The organism is Lysinibacillus sp. JNUCC-52, assembly GCF_015999545.1.
In the GTDB taxonomy this organism is placed as follows: Bacteria; Bacillota; Bacilli; order Bacillales_A; family Planococcaceae; genus Lysinibacillus.
Map to the genome: position 1 here is coordinate 1,172,245 of NZ_CP065546.1, position 18,812 is coordinate 1,191,056.

Consider the following 18,812-nt stretch of genomic DNA (forward strand, 5'->3'; position numbering starts at 1 on the left):
GCCTTCTGCGCATTATTGGTTGTTTATTTACCCGAAATGTCAATATCAATTATATGGCATTCAGGTTTCGCGCCTAAACGGAATGGCAATAGTGTTGTACCATAGCCGTTACTCACAAGTGTCATCACACCCTCGCGTTCCCGATAAGAACCAAGTGGATGAACACCATAAGGTCCAACTCTTATTTGACCACCATGTAAATGTCCACCAATCATTAAATCCGCTCTAAACTTCGCACGTACTCTAGCAAAGACACCAGGATTATGTGAAATAAAAACGACTAAATCATCCTCGCCAACTTTTTCAAAAGCAGCATCAAAACTATATTGCATCGTAGAAGTATCTTCAATAGCACTTATCCATAAGCGATTCTTATTAGGTAATAGAATTGCATCATTGGCGATAATTTTAACATTGTGTTGTTGTAAAATATCTCGAAACTGCTCCTCGCCTACTTCTCTATCATTATTCCCCCAAACAAAATAAGTAGGTCCTAGCGGTGTCAATAAATCAAGATTGTCATGAATACGTTGAATAGGTGTGCGGCTATCTGCAAAATCCCCACCGATTATTACCGCATCGAATGTGCCTGATAATCGTTCTATCATGGGACGATTAATTTTCCGTAAATGCGTATCAGAAATAAAAAATAAACGAATCGTTTCTTGTTCACCTTTGAGTGATAATTGATGATGCAACACATTATTTTCGTGCGCGACCTTCCACATATAGAGTAGGAAGGTGATAACTATTAAAAGAAATAGTCCAATATATATCATTCCCTCACTTCTCCTTATGACAACAAAAAGACGATTCATCAATGCTGTAGAATCGCCTTTTTGCTAATCAGACGTTTGCCTCAACCATTCATTGGTGTTGACGTTTGTCCTTTATTTTATACTAGAAAAACATCGTTGCCAAAGAATGACACCATTTTTCTTACGGTAGTTTAATGACTTGCCCAACAAATACAGTGTCATTAGGCATGCCGTTCGCCGCTCGGATTTTCGCTAACGTTGCTTCACTACCATCACCGTAGTAATTTAATGCAATACGATATAGATTTTCATTTGCTTTAACTGTATGTGTTTTTGCTTTTGCAGCATTTTGCTTTTCTTGTTCTGCTTTACGTGCTTGCTCAGCTTTTTTCGCTTCTTCAGCTTTCTTAGCTGCCTCAGCCTGTTGCTGTGCTACCTTAGCTTCTTCAGCTTTTTTTGCCTCTTCGGCTTTTTTCGCTTCTTCTGCAGCCTTTTGTTGTGCAGCTAACTTTTCAGCGTCTTTTTGAGCCTGTGCTTTAGCTTCGTCGTTTGCTTTATCATCTTTGTCTTTATCAGATGATGTGGATGCTTCCGCTTTACTACCAGTCTTATCAATTTCTACAACAGAATCCATCGTATCTTTTTCGGCTTCTTCAATCGTTTTACCAGGATCATAGAATTGCACGAAATAAATTAATATAGTTAATGGAATTAAAATAAATGTAACAAAAAGTATCGTCATTAACGGTGATTTACGTTTTGTATTTTTCGGCTTTTTGTTATTGCTTCCATTTTTATTCATTCTTGAAACTCTCGATAGATTTTGCTGTTCTTGTTGTTCTTCTTCAAATGACTGACGATGTTCTTCGATTTTATCACGATAGTCTTCTTTACTCATTCGACTTTCCTCCAACCTTGCTACGCATTCTTCTATCATTCTATTATGACGAATTTTGCGAAAAAAGTAAATGACCGTCAATTACAGTCTAATCGCTTAATAAAAGCTGTTTTAATCGACTTTCCCATGCAACCATTTCTACTTTTTTCGGTTCCATAACGCGTGCTATATTGATTTCATCATAATGGATTCCACAATTTTCACAACAGATTTCAGGTTTTTTCTGCAATTTTTGCCCAAAATACCCGACAAGCTGCTCACGAATACAGCCTTTTGTCTGAGTAATTTTTAACATTTCATCAACTGCCTGATATTTTTCAAGTGCAAAATAATTAAGTCGCGCTTTCACTTCCTGAACAGATTCCTGATGGTACCAATAATCAAGCACACGAAAAGCCGTTTCACTCAACTCACCATTTTTCAACATTTGTGCTGGCTCGATATGTTGCATCACAAGTTCTTGATAACGATCCACATGACTTGCTGACGGTAAATCGCCTGTTACAACAAATTTCGCAAGTTCCTCGTCACCTTCACTATAAAGTAAAATTGCTAAAGCTGGATTTCCATCACGTCCTGCGCGTCCAATTTCTTGCATATAATTAGCGACATTCGCTGGCATGGATTCATGTATTACTTGTCGAATATCCGCCTTATTAATACCCATACCAAATGCATTGGTCGCTACAATCCAATCTAGCTCCCCATCAATAAATTGCTGTTGAATAAATTGACGATCCTCCGCACTATACCCCGCATGATAAGCAGCAGCCCGAATACCTGCTTGTATAAATGTTTCACAATATTGCTCTGCTCGCTTACGTGATGACATATATAAAATCCCTGGTCCAGCTGTTTTTTTGACATGCTCTAAAATCCATCTTGCTTTATCTGCCCTATCCTCAAATCCAACACGTCCAAGATGAATATTAGGACGATCCACATTGTACATAAATTCAAATGGGGCGTTTAGCGCAAGTGTAGTACGAATATCCTTAATTACTTTTTGCGTTGCAGTCGCTGACAAAGCTAACACTGGCGGGCGATTACTTTGCGAAAACCATTCTCCAATACGCAAATAATCTGGACGAAAATCGAAACCCCATTGCGAAATACAATGCGCTTCATCCACTACAATAAGACTTAATGACATGTTTGTTAACTTTTCCTGCACCTGTTGTTGTAAAAGCATTTCTGGAGACGTAAAAATAAAGCGATATTGTTCTAAAAAATGCAGGGCATATCGTTTTTCATCTGCTGCTAAAAATGAATTTAATGCGACTACTCTTTTTTCACCAAATCGTTTAAGCTGCTCTACCTGGTCCTGCATTAAAGACAATAAAGGAGACACAATTAATACAGGCTTTTGCAATAGATATGCTGGCAATTGATAGCACAGCGATTTACCCATGCCAGTTGGCAATAACGCAATAACATCTTTTCCATCTAAAATTGCTTCGATTACTTCCTTTTGACCTGGTCTGAATGTCGTATAGCCAAAATGCTTTGCTAATGTTTGCTCTAGTTCCATTTATACTTCCCCTTTCGCGAGGACAAGTCTCAGCTGGAAATAACTCATATCATTTACTACATCATGCAATGCCTTTAATTTTTTTGTTTGGTATTTCTTAGAAGCCTGCCAAACTTTTTCCGCCTCTTCATATGAGACGAATGGGCCAATCGAAAAGTTCGGTTCATTCATCGCTAATTCAACTAAATGGTCCTCAATCGTACTTTGTTTCAATTTTCTTATTTGCACTATTTGTTCAATTGAATAACCTTGTTCATATAAATAGGCGGTTTGTTGTGCAGAATCAGTCAGTAATGCCTTCACCCGAAGGTCCGAAGCCATTTGACCAAGTAACGGGTAGTTATTTGTTGCATGCACTTCATTCATTAATGTATGTAGTAATTCAATAAATGCTAATTGACTATCTAGCACAGTTTCCTTACGTTCACTAGAAAGCTGCTGCCATGTCCAACCAGGTAGACTATGGCCACTCAATCGATAAAGAACAAGTTGTTTATTGCTATCTGATACTGGTAAAACAGCTAAAATACGAAGACATTCTTCATGTAAGCGTTGCTGTAATTGTCCTAATTGATACTGATTGTCCTGTAGAAAAGTACGTACCCATGATTGAACTTGTACATCCTTACTAATAGGAGAAAATGAGCGAATCCCCTCTTTTTGATAAGATAGACTTTGGACGATTAAAGATAGACGAGCAAAAAACACATGCTCATTTCCTCGATAATGCCAGCCGTCAAATAAAAAAGTAGATGTTTGCTCCGCTCGTTGTAAACCTAGCTTTTTCATGGAATAATGACCAGATTCCTGCATACTTAACCAACTATATTGCAAAAAGGTTGCTACAGCCTCGTCAAATGTCGCACGGGGTAGTTTTGGGAGTAAGCCAAAATAGTTATGGAGCTGAAACAGTCCAACATCTTGAATTGTCTGTCCTGAACGCTTTCCTCTTAGGATATGATAAGCTGCAGAAACGGTTCGCTCATTATTAAGTTTTTGAAAGATTTGCAATAAAATTTGATAAAACATTGAAGCAAATTCCTCCAATTTAATAGTATTAGGTTGAAATGTAAGTTAAACATCTTTAAAATGAGTATGAAGCTTTGTAGGACCATCGTAAAAGGAGAGAAAGAAATGGCTAAATACACAATTGTTGATAAAGATACATGCATCGCTTGTGGCGCATGCGGAGCCGCAGCACCCGATATTTATGATTATGATGATGAAGGAATTGCCTTCGTTATTTTAGATGATAACATGGGAACTGCCGAAGTTCCAGAAGATCTACTAGAAGACATGCAAGACGCTTTTGAAGGTTGCCCAACAGATTCTATTAAAGTGGCTGAAGAACCTTTTGATGGCGACTCTTTAAAATTCGAATAGTAAAATCCTTACTAAAAAAGGCATCCTACTTAGGGTGCCTTTTTGTATCGTTTTGTTTTCTATACGGTTCATCAATTATTTATCAAAGGCAAATACAAATGAAGTTTTATGCTCTTTTCATCTTGTTATTGCAACCATAATTTATGTATGCTAAGATTTTAGTAGTTGGTACTAATAACAGATATTATTTCGTAAAGGGGTTCTTATAAATGATGGACAATTTATTACAATTAAAAGATAAAAACATTGTCGTTATGGGTGTTGCAAACGACCGCAGTATTGCTTGGGGGATTGCAAAACGTTTATTCGACGTAGGCGCTAATGTTATTTTTACATATCGCCAAGAGCGTTCATTAAAAAAATTACAAAAGCAACTTGAAAACTATGGGCAAGCAGATGCATTTGTCGTACAATGTGATGTTAACAGCGATGACAGTACAAAAGCTGCCTTCGATACAATCGGTGCAAAAGTTGGCGTTATCCATGGGATTGTTCACTCTGTCGCATTTGCCAATGCTGAAGACTTACACAATCGCTTTTTAGAAACAACACGTGATGGCTATGCATTCGCGCAAGATACAAGTGCGTATTCACTTATTTCAACTGCAAAAGCAGCGCACCCATACATGACAGAAGGTGGCTCTATTGTAACGATGAGTTACTTAGGTGCTGAGCGTGTACTTGATGGCTATAACGTAATGGGTGTTGCCAAAGCTGCATTAGAAGCGTCAATGCGCTATTTAGCTGCTGATATTGGTCAAGACAATATCCGTGTAAATGCTATTTCTGCAGGTGCTATACGTACACTAGCTGCAAAAGGTGTTCCTTCTTTCAATACGATTTTACACAAAATCGAAGAAACTGCGCCGTTAAAACGCAATGTTCAACAAGATGAAGTAGCTGATATGACAATTGTAATGCTTTCTCACCTATCACGTGGGGTAACAGGCGAAACAATTTACATTGATGCTGGCTACAATATTATGGGTTAATAAAAGACAAAAAGTGTTGGATTGACGACAATCAATCTAACACTTTTTTGTGCATCGTGGATGTCCGCTACGACGAGCGCTTTCCGCGGGCACAACGTAAGCCACAACCGTCGCTGTCGCGCCGCCTGTTGTGGCTTACGTTGTGCTGTTCCCGCAGGAGTCACTCGTCTTAGCTACCATCAACTAGTATTTTCTTGTAATTTACTTCTAAAAATAGAAATTATATGCCGATTTTTCGCATTTCCTCTAGAATCTTTTCCATTTTATCTTCAATATTTGTGTCAGTAAGTCGGTTAAAGTGTACCTCATCGATTATTTTTCCATCACACATAAACAGTATTCGATCTGTCCTTGCTGCAATCTTTGGATCATGTGTTACAAGCAGCACTGCTGTCCCTTCTGCATTAATTTCAGTAATAATGTCCATTATTTCCTGTGCTGATTTTGAATTAAGCGCACCTGTCGGCTCATCACCGAAAATAATTTTAGGATTGCTTATCAGTGCACGGCAAATACCTGCACGTTGAAGCTGTCCTCCCGAAACTTGTGTGATATCACGTTTTTCGAGCTCATCAATTCCAACCTTTTTCATAAGTGCTCTAGCTTTCTTTGTTATCTTGTCTATGCTTTTTCTATTATCTCGCAATGAAGGAAGTAGAATGTTATCTAAAATATTTAAGTTTTTAAGCAAAGTCGGCTGCTGAAAAACAAACCCCATTTTTGTTCTTCGTAAATCGGCAAGTTTCTGTTCACTCAGTAGTGACAAATCCATTCCATCAAACGACACCTTTCCAGTGTCAATGCTATCCATACCACTTAATGCAAACATAAGGGTAGATTTTCCTGAGCCTGATGGACCCATAATAGCAACAAATTCTCCCTCATTTATCGTAACGGATACGCCATTCAGAACATGGTGCTTTTTCGCCCCTTCACCGAATGATTTTACAATATTGTCTCCGAGAATTATTTTCTTCATAAACTACTCCTTTATATTTTCGGATATTTTAATTTTCCCAGCACTCAAAGTACTAATAATCGTTGCAATCAGTACCGAGCATGTCATCAGTAGCGGACAAAATAGGTATGCCGCTAAAGGATTGACCGAAAATGTAAACGACGAAGCACCAAAAGAAGAGATCATTGCACCTGCTAGTAAACTTCCGACCGTATTAGCAAGCAGTGTACCAACAACCATTCCAATCAATAAAATGAATAATGAGCGGGCAATATACTGTGTCGTAATATCTGAATTTGTAAACCCTACCGCTTTCATTACAGCGATAGCGTATCGATCTTTTACTACAAGCATTTTCATAAACAATAACGTAATTAGTACAGTGATAAAGAGTGCAACGGCAATGGCAGCGCGTGAAGCCTTTCCTACTGCATCAATTGTTGAGCCGAAAGTTTGTAAGACGTAATTATTGATATCTGAAACTTTTGCATAGGTAAAGTGATTCGTATACTCTATCATTTTATTTTCGAGCATAGCTTTATCGGAAAATTCTACACTAATAACACTCCACATCATATTGGTAGAATGGTCATTAAAAGTGGCCTTCGCAGTTTTTCCACCGTTTGTAATATCAGAATAGATGCCACTAACCGTAAATTTCCGTTCTTTTCCTGCAATGACGAGTGTCATAATATCACCTACTTTTTTACCTAGCTCAGCGGCATTTAACACAGAAAGTGCAATTTCATGTTGTAAAGCTGGAGCCCTGCCAGTTGAATATTTTATTGGGAAAATTGAGTGGTTACCAAGTTCAATTTTTATATTTCGCTCTGCTCCATTTTCCATTTTTACTTTAAATGTTTTGGTCGACAGAACTGTATGTTTTGTTATAGTTCTATCATTGTTTATGGCATATAAAATTTGTTTTGTTTTTTGAGATATATTATCAGTTTGCTGAATGTCAATACGCATATCGTAGTTTCCAATACCCATATATTTGATGAAGTTATTTGAGGAAATCGTGTTGTAAAGGTTAAGTGGAACAATCATAATAAAAGATGAAATAACAAGCACTGTTAGCATTGTGGCATATAGTCTTTTTCTTGACAGCACATCTTTAATACCAAGAAATATATTTATGTTAATTAGGCGGTTGCTATTCAAGCTAAATCTCTTTGTTCCCATATTTTGTTCTTGCGAAGTACCATAGTGTAGTGCCTCAACAGCAGAAATTTTTCGAAAGCGTTTCAACACTCCGTTTACATAAGCAATAATGGCACAAAAGACAAGCACTACTCCAATTATTCCAAAAAGTGAAGCAAGAGAAGAATTGTCGCTTTCCCCCATATAAAGCCTAATATTTTCAAGAAGTATGTTTTTGAACAAAAATGAACATACAAAACCGATTACACTACCTGCCAATGCAATGGCTGCGTATTTTGCTAAATATATCTTCTTTATATTAGAAACTGGTAATCCAATTGCCTTCATTACACCTATTTCGCGGTAGTCTAATTCGATTTTCGCGAGGAGTGTAAAACGAATGCACATAAAGGCAATGGCAACGACTAGTACACTGACAAGGAGTATAATGCCGATCATCAATCCATCAGTAAGCGCATTAATCATTTTAAATAGTGGATAAGTAATTGTCGGGCCATTTGCTTCAAGTCCAGCGGTTGCATAGGCAGTTTCAAATGCCCCGAGCGTCGATAAATCTTTTAATCTGAACTCGATTAAATATTCCATACGGCCAAAGCCTTTTATGTCCTCGTAATCATTTTTACTAATAAGAAACCGCTTTGAAGAGGAGAGCATCGAATTCATCTGTGAATCTCTTAAAAATCCCGCAACAGTAAATTGTTTCCCACTTATCGCTGCCTTATCACCGATCTTTACGTTGTTTTCTTTCATATAACGGATCGGTACATAAAGTTCACCATCTAACGCATCGATTATATTGCCATCAAGATCCAGAAGATAATCGAATTTCTTACTTTGAATTGTAAAACCATTATCCTGCACATTATTTGCAAACGAACGATCACCTAAAATAATTTGCGAGCCGTCAATATTGAGAAACTCAAGCACTTGATAATCTTGAACGTTATGATTCTGTTTTGCAAAGTCTTCAAGTCGAACTGTATCAATATTACCTACATGCATTTGCATAAAATGAGGGGTTTTCGCCTGCTTCATAAGTGTATCTAACGCCCCCGAAAGATTAACAACAAGTATTGCTGATAATGCAACAAGCATAGCCGCGACCGCAACAAATATCATTGTTGTTAGCGAAATCAGTTTGCTATTTGAAATGTCATTACGGATTATTCTGTAATACATATGTCACCTCTGTTCAAGCTTTTTAACAGATTGAAAAACATAATTCACCAGCTAGCCTTCCTGTCTATGAAAAGGGAATTCCCTAATGAATAGCGAATTAATCTAAAGTCTTCTCACCACCGCTATCTCCTTTTACATTATCGAACATCCTCATCATGTGCATTAGACTTCCACTTTCAACACCTAACAGTCGTTCGACATTAAATAGTAAAGCTTGTATACGCCTGGCAACCTCTGCATTCGTTAAATTGACCATTGCATCATCAAAAACAGTATTGGTATACGCCACAATCATTTCCATACATTCATAAGGATATGGCGTATTAAAAAGTCCTTGCTCAATACCTTCCCGAATAATTCCCGTTAATACTGGCGGAACCTCATTAACTATCACTTTTTGTATTTTTTGATGCATAAGCGCATTTTGCGGTTTATGCATATGCTCTATTACTTCTTTACCATTACCATCACTTATGTTTAATGCCATGACAACGCCGATAATACGCTCATAGAAGGAAATATTCTTATTCGCAGCAATTTCTTTTGCACAATATAAAATTTGCACCGTATAGCGTTCAATCAACGCATCCATAATATCCTCTTTCGATTTAAAGTGATAATATAGCGTCCCCCGTGCAATACCTACTTTTTCTAAAATTTCATTAGTACTTGTGCCATCAAAACCTTTTTGACCGAAAAGCTCATCAGCTACATCCAGTATTTCGTTTCGACGCTCTTCCGCTTCTTTTCTCATTGCCTCCTCCTTACTGACCGACTGTCTGTCTATACCATTTTATGGTACTATAGGCTATATTGTCAACGTTATTCACCAAATCTGTTAAATTTTATGTCATCTAACAAAAAAACCGCAACTCTATGAATAGCTTGAGATGCGGTCATTGTTTCTATTATCGTTCATGTGCAAAATAACAAAATTTCTATCAACATAGTATTTTACTCTACTAGTTGGTAATTAATCGTTGTTTGGCAATGATGCTCTTTAACACAAATGTGAGCACACATGCAATAACTAAAAATACCGTAATCATCGCAATTACGCCTACCCAACCAAAGTGCATCCAAAACACGCCCCCTGCGGTGCCACCCACACTCGAACCAAAATAATAAAAAAATAAATACAGCGATGATGCTTGCGCCTTATCATGAGTGGCACGCCTGCTTACCCATCCACTTGCTATTGAATGGGCTGCAAAAAAACCAAAGGTAAAAACTGTAATACCTACTATTTTTAATAACAGTAGACCTTGTAATGTAATAATTGCACCTGCCAGCATAATAGCAATCGCTAACAATAACATTTTTTGACGTCCAAAACGATCGGCTAAACTGCCAAACCATGCCGAGCTAAATGTCCCTACCAAATAAATAACAAATATCCATCCGACAATGGTAGCACTTAAATTATAAGGTGGTGCCATTAATTTAAATCCAATATAATTGTAAAGTGTCACAAAGCTACCCATTAACACAAAGCTAATGCCAAATAAGCAAAGCATCGACGGATCTTTTAAGTGCTGAATAAGAGACTTTGTTAACGCCTTTATTTGTAATGGACGTGCCGTAAAATGCTTAGAATTCGGTAGCATCCATATAAATAACACACTAATTATTAAACTAATTATCCCAAGTACAATCATACCTACTTGCCAGTTATACAAGTCTGTTAATGTACCGATAATGACACGGCCACTGAGCCCCCCTACAGAATTGCCACTTATGTAAAGCCCCATCGCAATTCCTAAACTTGACGGGGCAATTTCCTCTCCTAAATAAGCCATCGCAATAGCTGGTAACCCTGCAAACACAACACCTTGAATAACGCGCAATACTAATATAGTTTCAAAGTTTGGCGAAAAAGCAAGCGCTATCGTCAAAACTGATGCTGCAAATATAGATATTGTCATTAACGACTTTCTTCCCCACGCTTCAGATAATGAGCCGACAATTATCATACTAATCGACAAAGCCAATGTCGTTACAGATAATGACAAACTTGCTATTGCAGGTGAGACATTAAACTCCTCGGCAAACGTCGGTAGTAGTGGTTGCGATACATATAAGTTCGCGAACGTAATAAACCCAGCTAAAAATAATGCCCAATTTGCTTTGTTAAATGCTTTTGTTCCCTTCTCTATATAGTCCATCTCTATCTCCTTTCGACGACTTGTCCCTTCTATCTATTATTCTAATACAACATTCTCTAAAAAACACTGGAAGGTTGTCAAAATTTAGACAAACTATATGACCTTTTCTTTTATTTTCCATTATTTTTATTTGACAATATTATTAAAAGCATAAACTAGCATTACTATTGCTTAACAGGAAATCAAAAAATATCTCTTTTCTGTTAAATGAATGTTTTTACTATTTTGAATTAGCCATTATTGTGCTACAGTGAAGGAATAATCTAGAAATCACTGTTTTTATAAAGACTTGGAGGTATTTCATGAAAATGATTGAAGCTTTAGCTCTATCCGCACACTACATTCACCTTGCATTAAAAGAGGAAGCGATAGTAGCTGTCATAGAGAAGGAAAGTGAAACAGTTGTAAAATATTTAGCAGGCAAACGTGCCGACACTGGTTATGTGGATGGTCAAAAAGTAAATGCAAATGATCAAAATGTATACATCGCCTTTGCTGGAAAAAATGCAGATGTGATCATTCCCGAGGACGTATACGGCGTTGCCATCAATGCTTTTGCCTTTCCGATTCGAGAAAACGGTAAAGTAGTTGGGGCACTAGCCTTTGGATTACCGATAGATAATGAGCTCAAACTGGAACATTATATGAATACAATGGATAATATTGTGAATAGTCTTCAAGATAAAGTACATACAATTGCTTCTCATTCAGAGGAGCTAGCAGCAACAAGTGAGGAAATTAACAAACAGGCACAACACGCCCTGGAGGATTCAGAAAAAACAAATGATGTGACAGATTTAATAAAAAGTATTTCTCGCCAAACGAATTTACTTGGCTTAAATGCATCGATAGAAGCGGCTCGCGCAGGTCAGCATGGAGCTGGTTTTAATATCGTCGCACAGGAAGTTAGAAAACTTTCATTTGAAACGTCTTCTGCAACAGAAAATATCGAAGCTTCTCTTCGCAATATTAATAGAAATCTTGATAATCTAAAGCAAAATATGGGACAAATCAATGATGCAACAAATGAACAGGCCCAACTTGTACAAGATTTTAGTGAAATTATTGAAGAACTAACAACGCTAAGTCAAGAAATGAAGAGCTTTATGCATAATGCTTTAAAATAAATGGTAGAATTGAGGCAGCAATATTATGGAAATAAATATCAATCATGAATTAACGTTACGAACAATCGCTATTGAAGATGCAGAGGCTGTTTTTGCACTAACAAATAATTCAAGGGAAAATTTACGTGAATGGTTGCCATGGTTAGATTTCACCAAAGAGCTTTCCGATACAAAAGGTTATATAGAAGGCTGTATTACTGGCTACGAAGCTAAAACCAGCCTATCTCTTGTTATTATTTTCCGCAATAAAATTGTAGGCATTGCAGGATTTAATACTATTAATAATACAAATAAAATTGCAGTAATTGGCTATTGGCTCGATAAAGATGCGCAAGGCCACGGCATTATGACAACAACGGTTCAAGCTTTAGTACAATACGCATTTGACGAATTACAACTGAACAAAGTGGAAATCCGTGTAGCTGTAGGTAACACAAAAAGCCGCGCAATCCCTGAACGACTTCATTTCACTACTGAAGGAACAATACGCGCTGCAGAGTGGCTATATGATCACTACGTCGACCACGTCCTTTATGGCATGCTTGCGAGCGAGTGGAAATAAACAGCTGAGAGGAACTCGCTTTGCGCTGATAAAACTTGAATAATTGCCACTAGAAGCTCATATTGCGTCACAAATAGCGCCACTTAGCAACAAAAAGCTAGCTAATACATAATAGTATTAGCTAGCTTTTTTCTAATTTTTATTGTTCAACTGCTTCTTTTTGTTTTTCTGCCGTCGCAACAGGCTCTGGCTGTTTCACTAGCTCTGTCGCAATACGCTCAAGCTCTGGTCGCAATGTGTGCTTACCAGCGTAGCTTTCGATTAATTCCTTCACATCAATACCTGATGTTTCTTTTAATGTTTCTTGTAGTGTCGACATTAAGTTCGTTGCATAAGAAGTCACCTTATTGGCACCACTTCCACCTTCACCGCCACCAGTGTCCACAACTGTAATTTTATCAATATTACCAAGTGGGCTAGCAAGCTCTTTCGCATACTCTGGCATCATGCGTACAACCATATCAAGAACAGCTGCTTGACCGTAGTATTCAAAGGCTTCGGCAATTTTACGTTTCGCTTCGGCTTCTGCAAGACCTCGTAGGCGAATAATATCCGCTTCTGTTTCACCTTGTGCACGCTCAGCATCCGCTTTCGCGATACCATCTAAACGAATCTTCTCCGCTTCTGCCTTTGCTAACGACTCAATACGATATTTCTCAGCATCTGCTTGTGCAAGCTCACGCATTTTTTCAGCTTCTGCATTTTGTTCTATAGCATAACGATCAGCGTCTGCCTTTTTCTTCACTTCTGAATCGTATTGCTTTTCACGACGTAAAATTTCTTTTTCTTCTAATTCAATTTGTTTTTGACGTTCGATAATGCGAATTTGCATTTCTTGTTCTGTTACTTCCTGTTTCGCACGTGCAGTTTCTAATTCATACGCTTGGTCTGCACGAGCTTTTGCAACATCTTGCTCACGACGGAATTCCGCCACTTTTAATTGATTTTCTTTCTCGGCTTCAGCAATTTCTGTTGCACGTTCAAGCTCAGCCTTTTGCGCTTCTTTCGATGCTTCTGCACGCTTAATACGCGTTTCTTTATCTGCTTCGGCAGTCGCAATATCTGCATCTCGTTTCACTTGTGCAATCCTTGGCTTACCAAGTGAATCAAGATAACCATTTTTATCGCGTACATCTTTAATTGTAAAGGAAACAATGACAAGACCCATCTTCGCTAAATCTTGTGAAGCTACACGTTGTACTTCTTGCGAGAATTTATCTCGGTTTTTATAAATCTCTTCAACTGTCATAGATCCTAAAATCGAACGTAAATGGCCTTCCAATACTTCCCGTGCTTCCCCTTCACGTTCTGACTTTTGCTTCCCTAAAAACTGCTCAGCAGCTGTAGCGATTTCTGAAATCGAACCACCAATTTTAATAATCGCTGTACCATCTGCCATTACTGGCACGCCCTGCTCTGTATACACTTCAGGTGTTGTAACTTCTAATTTACTTGATAATAAGCTTAATGGTTGCGCTTGCTGGAAGATTGGGAAGACGAATGTACCGCCCCCACGAATAATTTTAATGCGATTTCCTGACTCATCTTTATGTACATTTTTTGAGCCAAGATAGCTACCTGTTACAATCAGTGCTTCATCAGGACCCGCTGTTCGATACTTTGTTACATACAGTGCCACAAGAGCGATTAATATAAATGCTACAATTCCTAGAACTATCAAAATTTCCATTGACATATTAGTATCTCTCCTTTAAATAAATTTTTTTTCATAGGCTCTCACATAAAGAGTGCCTGCCCTCACTTCAACAACAAGGACTGTCGTATCATAATCAATTACCTCATTGTCAAAGCCCACAGCTCGCTTTGCAATCATACCGCTCGTAGTCTCAATAACTACTTCACCAAAGCCATCAGACGGTATTGGTACAATCACCTTCCCTAACTGACCTTCAAGTGATTCTTCTGTATAGGCTAATGAGACATCGGCTGATTTGAGTGGAACGAGAATAAATAAATAAAAAAGGGCACTTAAAATAACTCCTATTACAGCAGCTACACCGATATTCCAAACGCTAGGGAAAAAGGCTAACTTCTCTAAAATAAAACCAGCTGCTGACATCAACGTAATGAAAGATAGAATGACACTTGGATTTAAAATCGGTAGACTTTCTCCTACACCCTCGACGGCATCACCGAAAAACATAAACAAAACGGTTGCCAGTCCCGCGAAAATTAATACCACTAAATAAATTTGCTCCAATGTATAGCCAAATAGCGTCAAGTAGATCACCTCTTTTCAACGTATTACCTACTATACGATTACACTTTGAAAAAAGTTTCAAAATTTTTTAGATTATCTAAATTTTTAAACTAAGCAATTAGTTGTGCAAAATAAGTCATTCATCTGCGTATATTTATTCTTCACTTCAAACCATGTTACAATAGAAAAGATTAAAGGCATCGAAGGAGATATTGCATGAAGCTATCCACCGTTTTAAATGTTTGTATTTTCTTATTTTTCACTTTACTGTTTGTCAATGATTTTTTCCCTGCTACGACGCTAGCTGAGCTGTTGTCGAAGAAAATTATCCTTGTCATATTAATCGTGCTTGTATGTATACAAATGATGACTTCAAAAGGTACATATAAAAAGATATCCAAAAAGGCGTATGCTGGATTAACGCTCTATACAATTGGCCTTTGGATTGTGCTCACATTATTAGGTGGGGAATCAGAAATTGGTCTATCCTATAATAGCCCTATTTTCTACCTTATTGTGATAGTACTTGGCTTTGATTTGCTACGTGTATATCGTCAATGGAAACGTGAAGAAGCAGAAAAAAATAACGTAAAATAAAAGCATGTCAGCCGATTGGATTTTAAACACAATTGGCGACATGCTTTTATCTTTATGCTTATGGATATTTGTCATATCACATTAAACAAATATTCGATTAAGATTCTAATACATTTAATATAGCATCTAGTTCCAGAACAGCGTTATCTAAGCGTTCCTTTGCTTGGATATTTTGTTCCTTCAACTGACTATATTCCAATAAATTTTTTTCATGCTTTAACTTAATAGAAGATAAGCGTTCAATGCGTGCCTCTACCTTGTCAATTGCTTGCTCACAAACTGTAGTCCATAACTTTTCCGATTGCTGCATTTCTGTCGTGGACGGATTGTGTTGGCGCAAAATGCGTGCGTACACCACTTCGATTTGTTCAATTATCTCTGAGTAAAAATGACGTTCTACACGTGTAGTTTGGAATGTTGAATTCTCTACATCTTTAGCATAGGGCGTAATTTGACGAAGTATTTTCCCCGCATTTTCTCCAAAACTATGCGATAAGTTCAATACGTTCATTAATTGCAATAGTAAGCGAATTTCCTCAAGATTAATTAGCTGTGAATCGATATTTTCCTTAACTTTTAGTGATTCCATATATCGTCGACCGAAATGCTCAATTTCACCATTATGTTGTTCAACTAAATGTAAATTTGCATTTTCTTTTAAGCTTTTAATATATCGAATCGCATGACTTCTTAGCTCTTCCATCGAAAGCATGTTGTCATTCCCTTGTTGTGGCTTCCCTCGTTGAACATATGCAAATGCATCCACTTTTCGTGGCCATGTTGCTTCTTGGTTTTTTTCTGAGACATTGTAGCGTATATAAATTCCGTGCATTTCATATCCTCCAAGTCCATTAAACAAGTATCTCTAAAGACAATAAATCGAATACCACATTTTTTCAAGTAATATACTTTTAAGATTCAAAACTTTTTTTACAAATGTTTATTTTTCTTGAATAAATATAGATAATGATTCATATCCCTATAAAAAAATTTCCCCTTACCCCTATGCTCTCATCGCTCGTGCCCAAACAGAAGCTGACCGATATGAGGGACTTGCTGTACAATGACATGACGTAAAATCTTTCTATGTGTACATTCTAAGAATCGATGTCTAACAGGTCCATCTTATCACTAATCCGTTCTATAAGGATATCGGTTTTGGGAAGTTTTTGAGTGATCATTCATTTGTCTAATATATTACAAATGGCTTTATTCTTTCATCTTATTAAGTTGAAAGGTTTTCACTTTTTTAGCTCGCATACTCCTCGAAGAATGATGCCTCAAGCACTCGTTTCCCCCACAACGAAAAAAATATGCAAAATAGTGCGGAAACCCTATAATATTCAACCAGTTTTAACATTACAATTGCCTTCTTCGCTTTTTTTTAAACAACAGTAGCATTCATGCATGGTCCGATTCCCCTTGCAGCCACTTCTCGTATAGTGTTTCTAGTTGTTGCTCTAGTTTTTGACGTTGTTCCTTAACGAGAGTCGATTCTGTTAATTTACACTCTAGTTTTTCAATTTGTTCTTCGATTGAGAGATCTTTATGACTTTGTACAATCGACTTTGTGGTTTTCTCTACAGTTGGAACTTGTTCTACAAGTATATGTTTTGTCTTCGCCCATTCATAATCGCCTTCATATACATGAATCGTATTACGGTCAATCCATGCAATTTTTGTAAAGATTTTTTGTAAGAAATAACGGTCATGGGATACACCAATTATTGTCCCTTCAAAAGATTCGAGTGTTTCTTCTAATACTTCTCTTGCCTCAATATCTAAATGGTTTGTCGGTTCATCTAATATGAGTAAATTAATCTCTTCGTGCATTAGTTGCGCTAGACGTAGACGCATCTTTTCTCCACCACTTAAGTCCTTCACTTTCTTAAAAACGTCATATCCATAAAATAAAAATTGTGCAAGCAAATGACGTGCTTCTGCCTCAGATACTGCTACAGACTCTCGAAAGGCATCAATTAAACGAGTTGTTGGGTTTTGATGTTCGAATTGTTGCGACAAATAACCAATTGTTACACTATTACCTACTTTACAAGTCCCTTCATTGGGTACAATTTCTCCTAATATTATTTTTAACAATGTTGATTTACCACTTCCGTTATTGCCCACAATCGCCAAACGTTCGCCAAAATAGACCGATAATTGACTGTCTTGTAATAATGGCTTGTCAAAAGCATGACTTAACGCTTGCATTTGTACGACTTCCTTGCCACTACGTTCAGCCATCGTTAAAGCTAAATTCATTTTCTTTTTCGTAATTGGCTTTTTAACACGTGCTATGCGGTTTAATGCCTTTTCCATACTTTTAGCACGACGAAACAATGCAGCATTCGGTGGATTCGCTTCATTTGCCCACTGTCTTAAACGTTTAATCGCCTCTTGCATTTTTTTTATTTTCTTTTGCTGTTCTTCATATTCAGCAAATTGCTGTTCAACTTTTGCTTCTTTTTGCGCAATAAAATCATCATAATTTCCCTTGTACGTAAATGCTTCTCCATCCTCAATTTCGATAATTTTTTGCGCCATTTGATTCATAAACTGACGATCGTGCGATACAGTTATGACTATGCCCTCAAAATATCGAATATAATCTTCAAGCCACTCTATTGCCTGCATATCTAAATGATTTGTCGGTTCATCTAATAATAAAATAGACGGGTTACTTAGTAGAATTTGACCTAGCATGACCTTTGTTTTTTCCCCTCCGCTTATACTTGCAAAGGGTAATGGAAGTAATGGCGTAATGCCAAGTCCATTTGCAATGGTCGCTAGTTGAGCATCCATTTCATAGCCTCCCAGCAGCAAAAATTGTTCTTGAACATGCCCATACTGTTGTAAAACTTTGTCCGAAACGTTTATTTGCATTTCTAGTTCCATTGTGTCCATTTTTGCTTTTAACGCAAATAGTTCAGCAAATGCTTGCTCCAGCACTTCTTTTACTGTAAGTAAAGGGTAATTCGGAATTTGATGTAAGTAGCCAATTGTTGTTCCCTTACTTTTAATAATACGACCACTATCCGGCACATCTATACCCGCTAATAAGTGCAGTAAGGTTGTTTTACCACTACCATTTACACCGACAATCGCTACATGTTCCCCTTTATTAACTTCCAGTTGAAGCCCTTCGAATAATATATTTCCACCAATTACCTTTTGAATTTGTTCAGCCTTTATTTGCATTGTTTTTTCCTCCATAAAACGTGCGAAAAAACATCTTTAGACAACAAAAAAGACCGCTCGATTAACAAGCAGTCTT

17 protein-coding genes are annotated in these 18,812 nt (G+C 37.3%); 5 read left to right on the top strand and 12 right to left on the bottom strand.

Features of this window, described 5'->3' with window-relative positions:
* Positions 1-23 precede the first annotated feature (23 nt).
* From JNUCC52_RS06145 to JNUCC52_RS06160, 4 genes are all read right to left on the bottom strand, one after another.
* Positions 24-779: a metallophosphoesterase gene (locus tag JNUCC52_RS06145; protein WP_337981690.1), complete on the bottom strand. Its 756-nt coding sequence runs from the start codon at positions 777-779 to the stop codon at positions 24-26.
* A 160-nt stretch (positions 780-939) separates the two neighbouring features.
* On the bottom strand, positions 940-1,656 hold the full coding sequence (locus JNUCC52_RS06150; RefSeq protein ID WP_337981691.1) for a LysM peptidoglycan-binding domain-containing protein: 717 nt from the start codon (positions 1,654-1,656) through the stop codon (positions 940-942).
* Positions 1,657-1,744: 88 nt separating this feature from the next.
* On the bottom strand, positions 1,745-3,187 hold the full coding sequence (locus tag JNUCC52_RS06155; RefSeq protein WP_173478434.1) for a RecQ family ATP-dependent DNA helicase: 1,443 nt from the start codon (positions 3,185-3,187) through the stop codon (positions 1,745-1,747).
* The gene (locus tag JNUCC52_RS06160; RefSeq protein ID WP_337981692.1) at positions 3,188-4,216 is read right to left on the bottom strand and encodes a YpbB family protein; all 1,029 of its coding nucleotides are present in this window, start codon (positions 4,214-4,216) and stop codon (positions 3,188-3,190) included.
* Positions 4,217-4,321: 105 nt separating this feature from the next.
* Between JNUCC52_RS06160 and JNUCC52_RS06165 the strand changes: the two genes are divergently transcribed.
* Both JNUCC52_RS06165 and fabI read left to right on the top strand, forming a co-directional pair.
* The gene (locus JNUCC52_RS06165) at positions 4,322-4,570 is read left to right on the top strand and encodes a ferredoxin (RefSeq protein ID WP_173478432.1); all 249 of its coding nucleotides are present in this window, start codon (positions 4,322-4,324) and stop codon (positions 4,568-4,570) included.
* Positions 4,571-4,779: 209 nt separating this feature from the next.
* On the top strand, positions 4,780-5,562 hold the full coding sequence (gene fabI / locus JNUCC52_RS06170) for an enoyl-ACP reductase FabI (protein ID WP_173478431.1): 783 nt from the start codon (positions 4,780-4,782) through the stop codon (positions 5,560-5,562).
* A gap of 220 nt (positions 5,563-5,782) precedes the next feature.
* On the opposite strand, the gene JNUCC52_RS06175 is transcribed toward fabI, so the two are convergent.
* The 4 genes from JNUCC52_RS06175 to JNUCC52_RS06190 all read right to left on the bottom strand — a co-directional run bounded on the left by JNUCC52_RS06175 (position 5,783) and on the right by JNUCC52_RS06190 (position 11,028).
* Positions 5,783-6,541 (bottom strand): ABC transporter ATP-binding protein, encoded by a 759-nt coding sequence (locus JNUCC52_RS06175; RefSeq protein WP_337981693.1) that lies wholly within the window; start codon positions 6,539-6,541, stop codon positions 5,783-5,785.
* A gap of 3 nt (positions 6,542-6,544) precedes the next feature.
* Positions 6,545-8,863 carry an ABC transporter permease gene (locus JNUCC52_RS06180; RefSeq protein WP_337981694.1) on the bottom strand — a complete coding sequence of 773 codons (2,319 nt, stop codon included), beginning with the start codon at positions 8,861-8,863 and terminating at the stop codon, positions 6,545-6,547.
* 97 nt (positions 8,864-8,960) lie between these two features.
* Entirely contained in the window at positions 8,961-9,617 is a 657-nt protein-coding gene (locus tag JNUCC52_RS06185) for a TetR/AcrR family transcriptional regulator (protein ID WP_337981695.1), read from the bottom strand.
* A gap of 208 nt (positions 9,618-9,825) precedes the next feature.
* Positions 9,826-11,028 carry an MFS transporter gene (locus JNUCC52_RS06190; RefSeq protein ID WP_337981696.1) on the bottom strand — a complete coding sequence of 401 codons (1,203 nt, stop codon included), beginning with the start codon at positions 11,026-11,028 and terminating at the stop codon, positions 9,826-9,828.
* A 302-nt stretch (positions 11,029-11,330) separates the two neighbouring features.
* Here JNUCC52_RS06190 and JNUCC52_RS06195 point away from each other — a divergent pair, with 302 nt between their 5' ends.
* Both JNUCC52_RS06195 and JNUCC52_RS06200 read left to right on the top strand, forming a co-directional pair.
* Positions 11,331-12,155, top strand: a complete 825-nt coding sequence (locus JNUCC52_RS06195) for a methyl-accepting chemotaxis protein (protein ID WP_173478426.1) — start codon at positions 11,331-11,333, stop codon at positions 12,153-12,155.
* 25 nt (positions 12,156-12,180) lie between these two features.
* Entirely contained in the window at positions 12,181-12,717 is a 537-nt protein-coding gene (locus tag JNUCC52_RS06200) for a GNAT family N-acetyltransferase (RefSeq protein ID WP_173478425.1), read from the top strand.
* 139 nt (positions 12,718-12,856) lie between these two features.
* Here JNUCC52_RS06200 and floT read toward each other — a convergent pair whose 3' ends face one another.
* On the bottom strand, positions 12,857-14,413 hold the full coding sequence (gene floT, locus JNUCC52_RS06205; protein ID WP_173478424.1) for a flotillin lipid rafts scaffold protein FloT: 1,557 nt from the start codon (positions 14,411-14,413) through the stop codon (positions 12,857-12,859).
* A gap of 15 nt (positions 14,414-14,428) precedes the next feature.
* Entirely contained in the window at positions 14,429-14,959 is a 531-nt protein-coding gene (locus JNUCC52_RS06210; RefSeq protein ID WP_173478423.1) for an NfeD family protein, read from the bottom strand.
* Positions 14,960-15,154: 195 nt separating this feature from the next.
* On the opposite strand from JNUCC52_RS06210, the gene JNUCC52_RS06215 reads away from it, so the two are divergent.
* The gene (locus JNUCC52_RS06215) at positions 15,155-15,535 is read left to right on the top strand and encodes a hypothetical protein (protein WP_173478422.1); all 381 of its coding nucleotides are present in this window, start codon (positions 15,155-15,157) and stop codon (positions 15,533-15,535) included.
* Positions 15,536-15,632: 97 nt separating this feature from the next.
* On the opposite strand, the gene JNUCC52_RS06220 is transcribed toward JNUCC52_RS06215, so the two are convergent.
* Together JNUCC52_RS06220 and abc-f are read right to left on the bottom strand one after the other, a co-directional pair.
* Positions 15,633-16,367, bottom strand: a complete 735-nt coding sequence (locus JNUCC52_RS06220; protein WP_173478421.1) for a hypothetical protein — start codon at positions 16,365-16,367, stop codon at positions 15,633-15,635.
* Between the two features lie 569 nt (positions 16,368-16,936).
* A complete protein-coding gene (abc-f, locus tag JNUCC52_RS06225) occupies positions 16,937-18,736 on the bottom strand; it encodes a ribosomal protection-like ABC-F family protein (RefSeq protein ID WP_337981697.1) in 1,800 nt (599 codons plus the stop codon).
* Positions 18,737-18,812 lie beyond the last annotated feature (76 nt).

Coding starts and splice junctions, on each gene's coding strand:
- JNUCC52_RS06145 (WP_337981690.1), bottom strand. CDS start 779: ATGATATATATTGGACTATTTCTTTTAATAGTTATCACCTTCCTACTC.
- JNUCC52_RS06150 (WP_337981691.1), bottom strand. CDS start 1,656: ATGAGTAAAGAAGACTATCGTGATAAAATCGAAGAACATCGTCAGTCA.
- JNUCC52_RS06155 (WP_173478434.1), bottom strand. CDS start 3,187: ATGGAACTAGAGCAAACATTAGCAAAGCATTTTGGCTATACGACATTC.
- JNUCC52_RS06160 (WP_337981692.1), bottom strand. CDS start 4,216: ATGTTTTATCAAATTTTATTGCAAATCTTTCAAAAACTTAATAATGAG.
- JNUCC52_RS06165 (WP_173478432.1), top strand. CDS start 4,322: ATGGCTAAATACACAATTGTTGATAAAGATACATGCATCGCTTGTGGC.
- fabI (WP_173478431.1), top strand. CDS start 4,780: ATGATGGACAATTTATTACAATTAAAAGATAAAAACATTGTCGTTATG.
- JNUCC52_RS06175 (WP_337981693.1), bottom strand. CDS start 6,541: ATGAAGAAAATAATTCTCGGAGACAATATTGTAAAATCATTCGGTGAA.
- JNUCC52_RS06180 (WP_337981694.1), bottom strand. CDS start 8,863: ATGTATTACAGAATAATCCGTAATGACATTTCAAATAGCAAACTGATT.
- JNUCC52_RS06185 (WP_337981695.1), bottom strand. CDS start 9,617: ATGAGAAAAGAAGCGGAAGAGCGTCGAAACGAAATACTGGATGTAGCT.
- JNUCC52_RS06190 (WP_337981696.1), bottom strand. CDS start 11,028: ATGGACTATATAGAGAAGGGAACAAAAGCATTTAACAAAGCAAATTGG.
- JNUCC52_RS06195 (WP_173478426.1), top strand. CDS start 11,331: ATGAAAATGATTGAAGCTTTAGCTCTATCCGCACACTACATTCACCTT.
- JNUCC52_RS06200 (WP_173478425.1), top strand. CDS start 12,181: ATGGAAATAAATATCAATCATGAATTAACGTTACGAACAATCGCTATT.
- floT (WP_173478424.1), bottom strand. CDS start 14,413: ATGTCAATGGAAATTTTGATAGTTCTAGGAATTGTAGCATTTATATTA.
- JNUCC52_RS06215 (WP_173478422.1), top strand. CDS start 15,155: ATGAAGCTATCCACCGTTTTAAATGTTTGTATTTTCTTATTTTTCACT.
- JNUCC52_RS06220 (WP_173478421.1), bottom strand. CDS start 16,367: ATGCACGGAATTTATATACGCTACAATGTCTCAGAAAAAAACCAAGAA.
- abc-f (WP_337981697.1), bottom strand. CDS start 18,736: ATGCAAATAAAGGCTGAACAAATTCAAAAGGTAATTGGTGGAAATATA.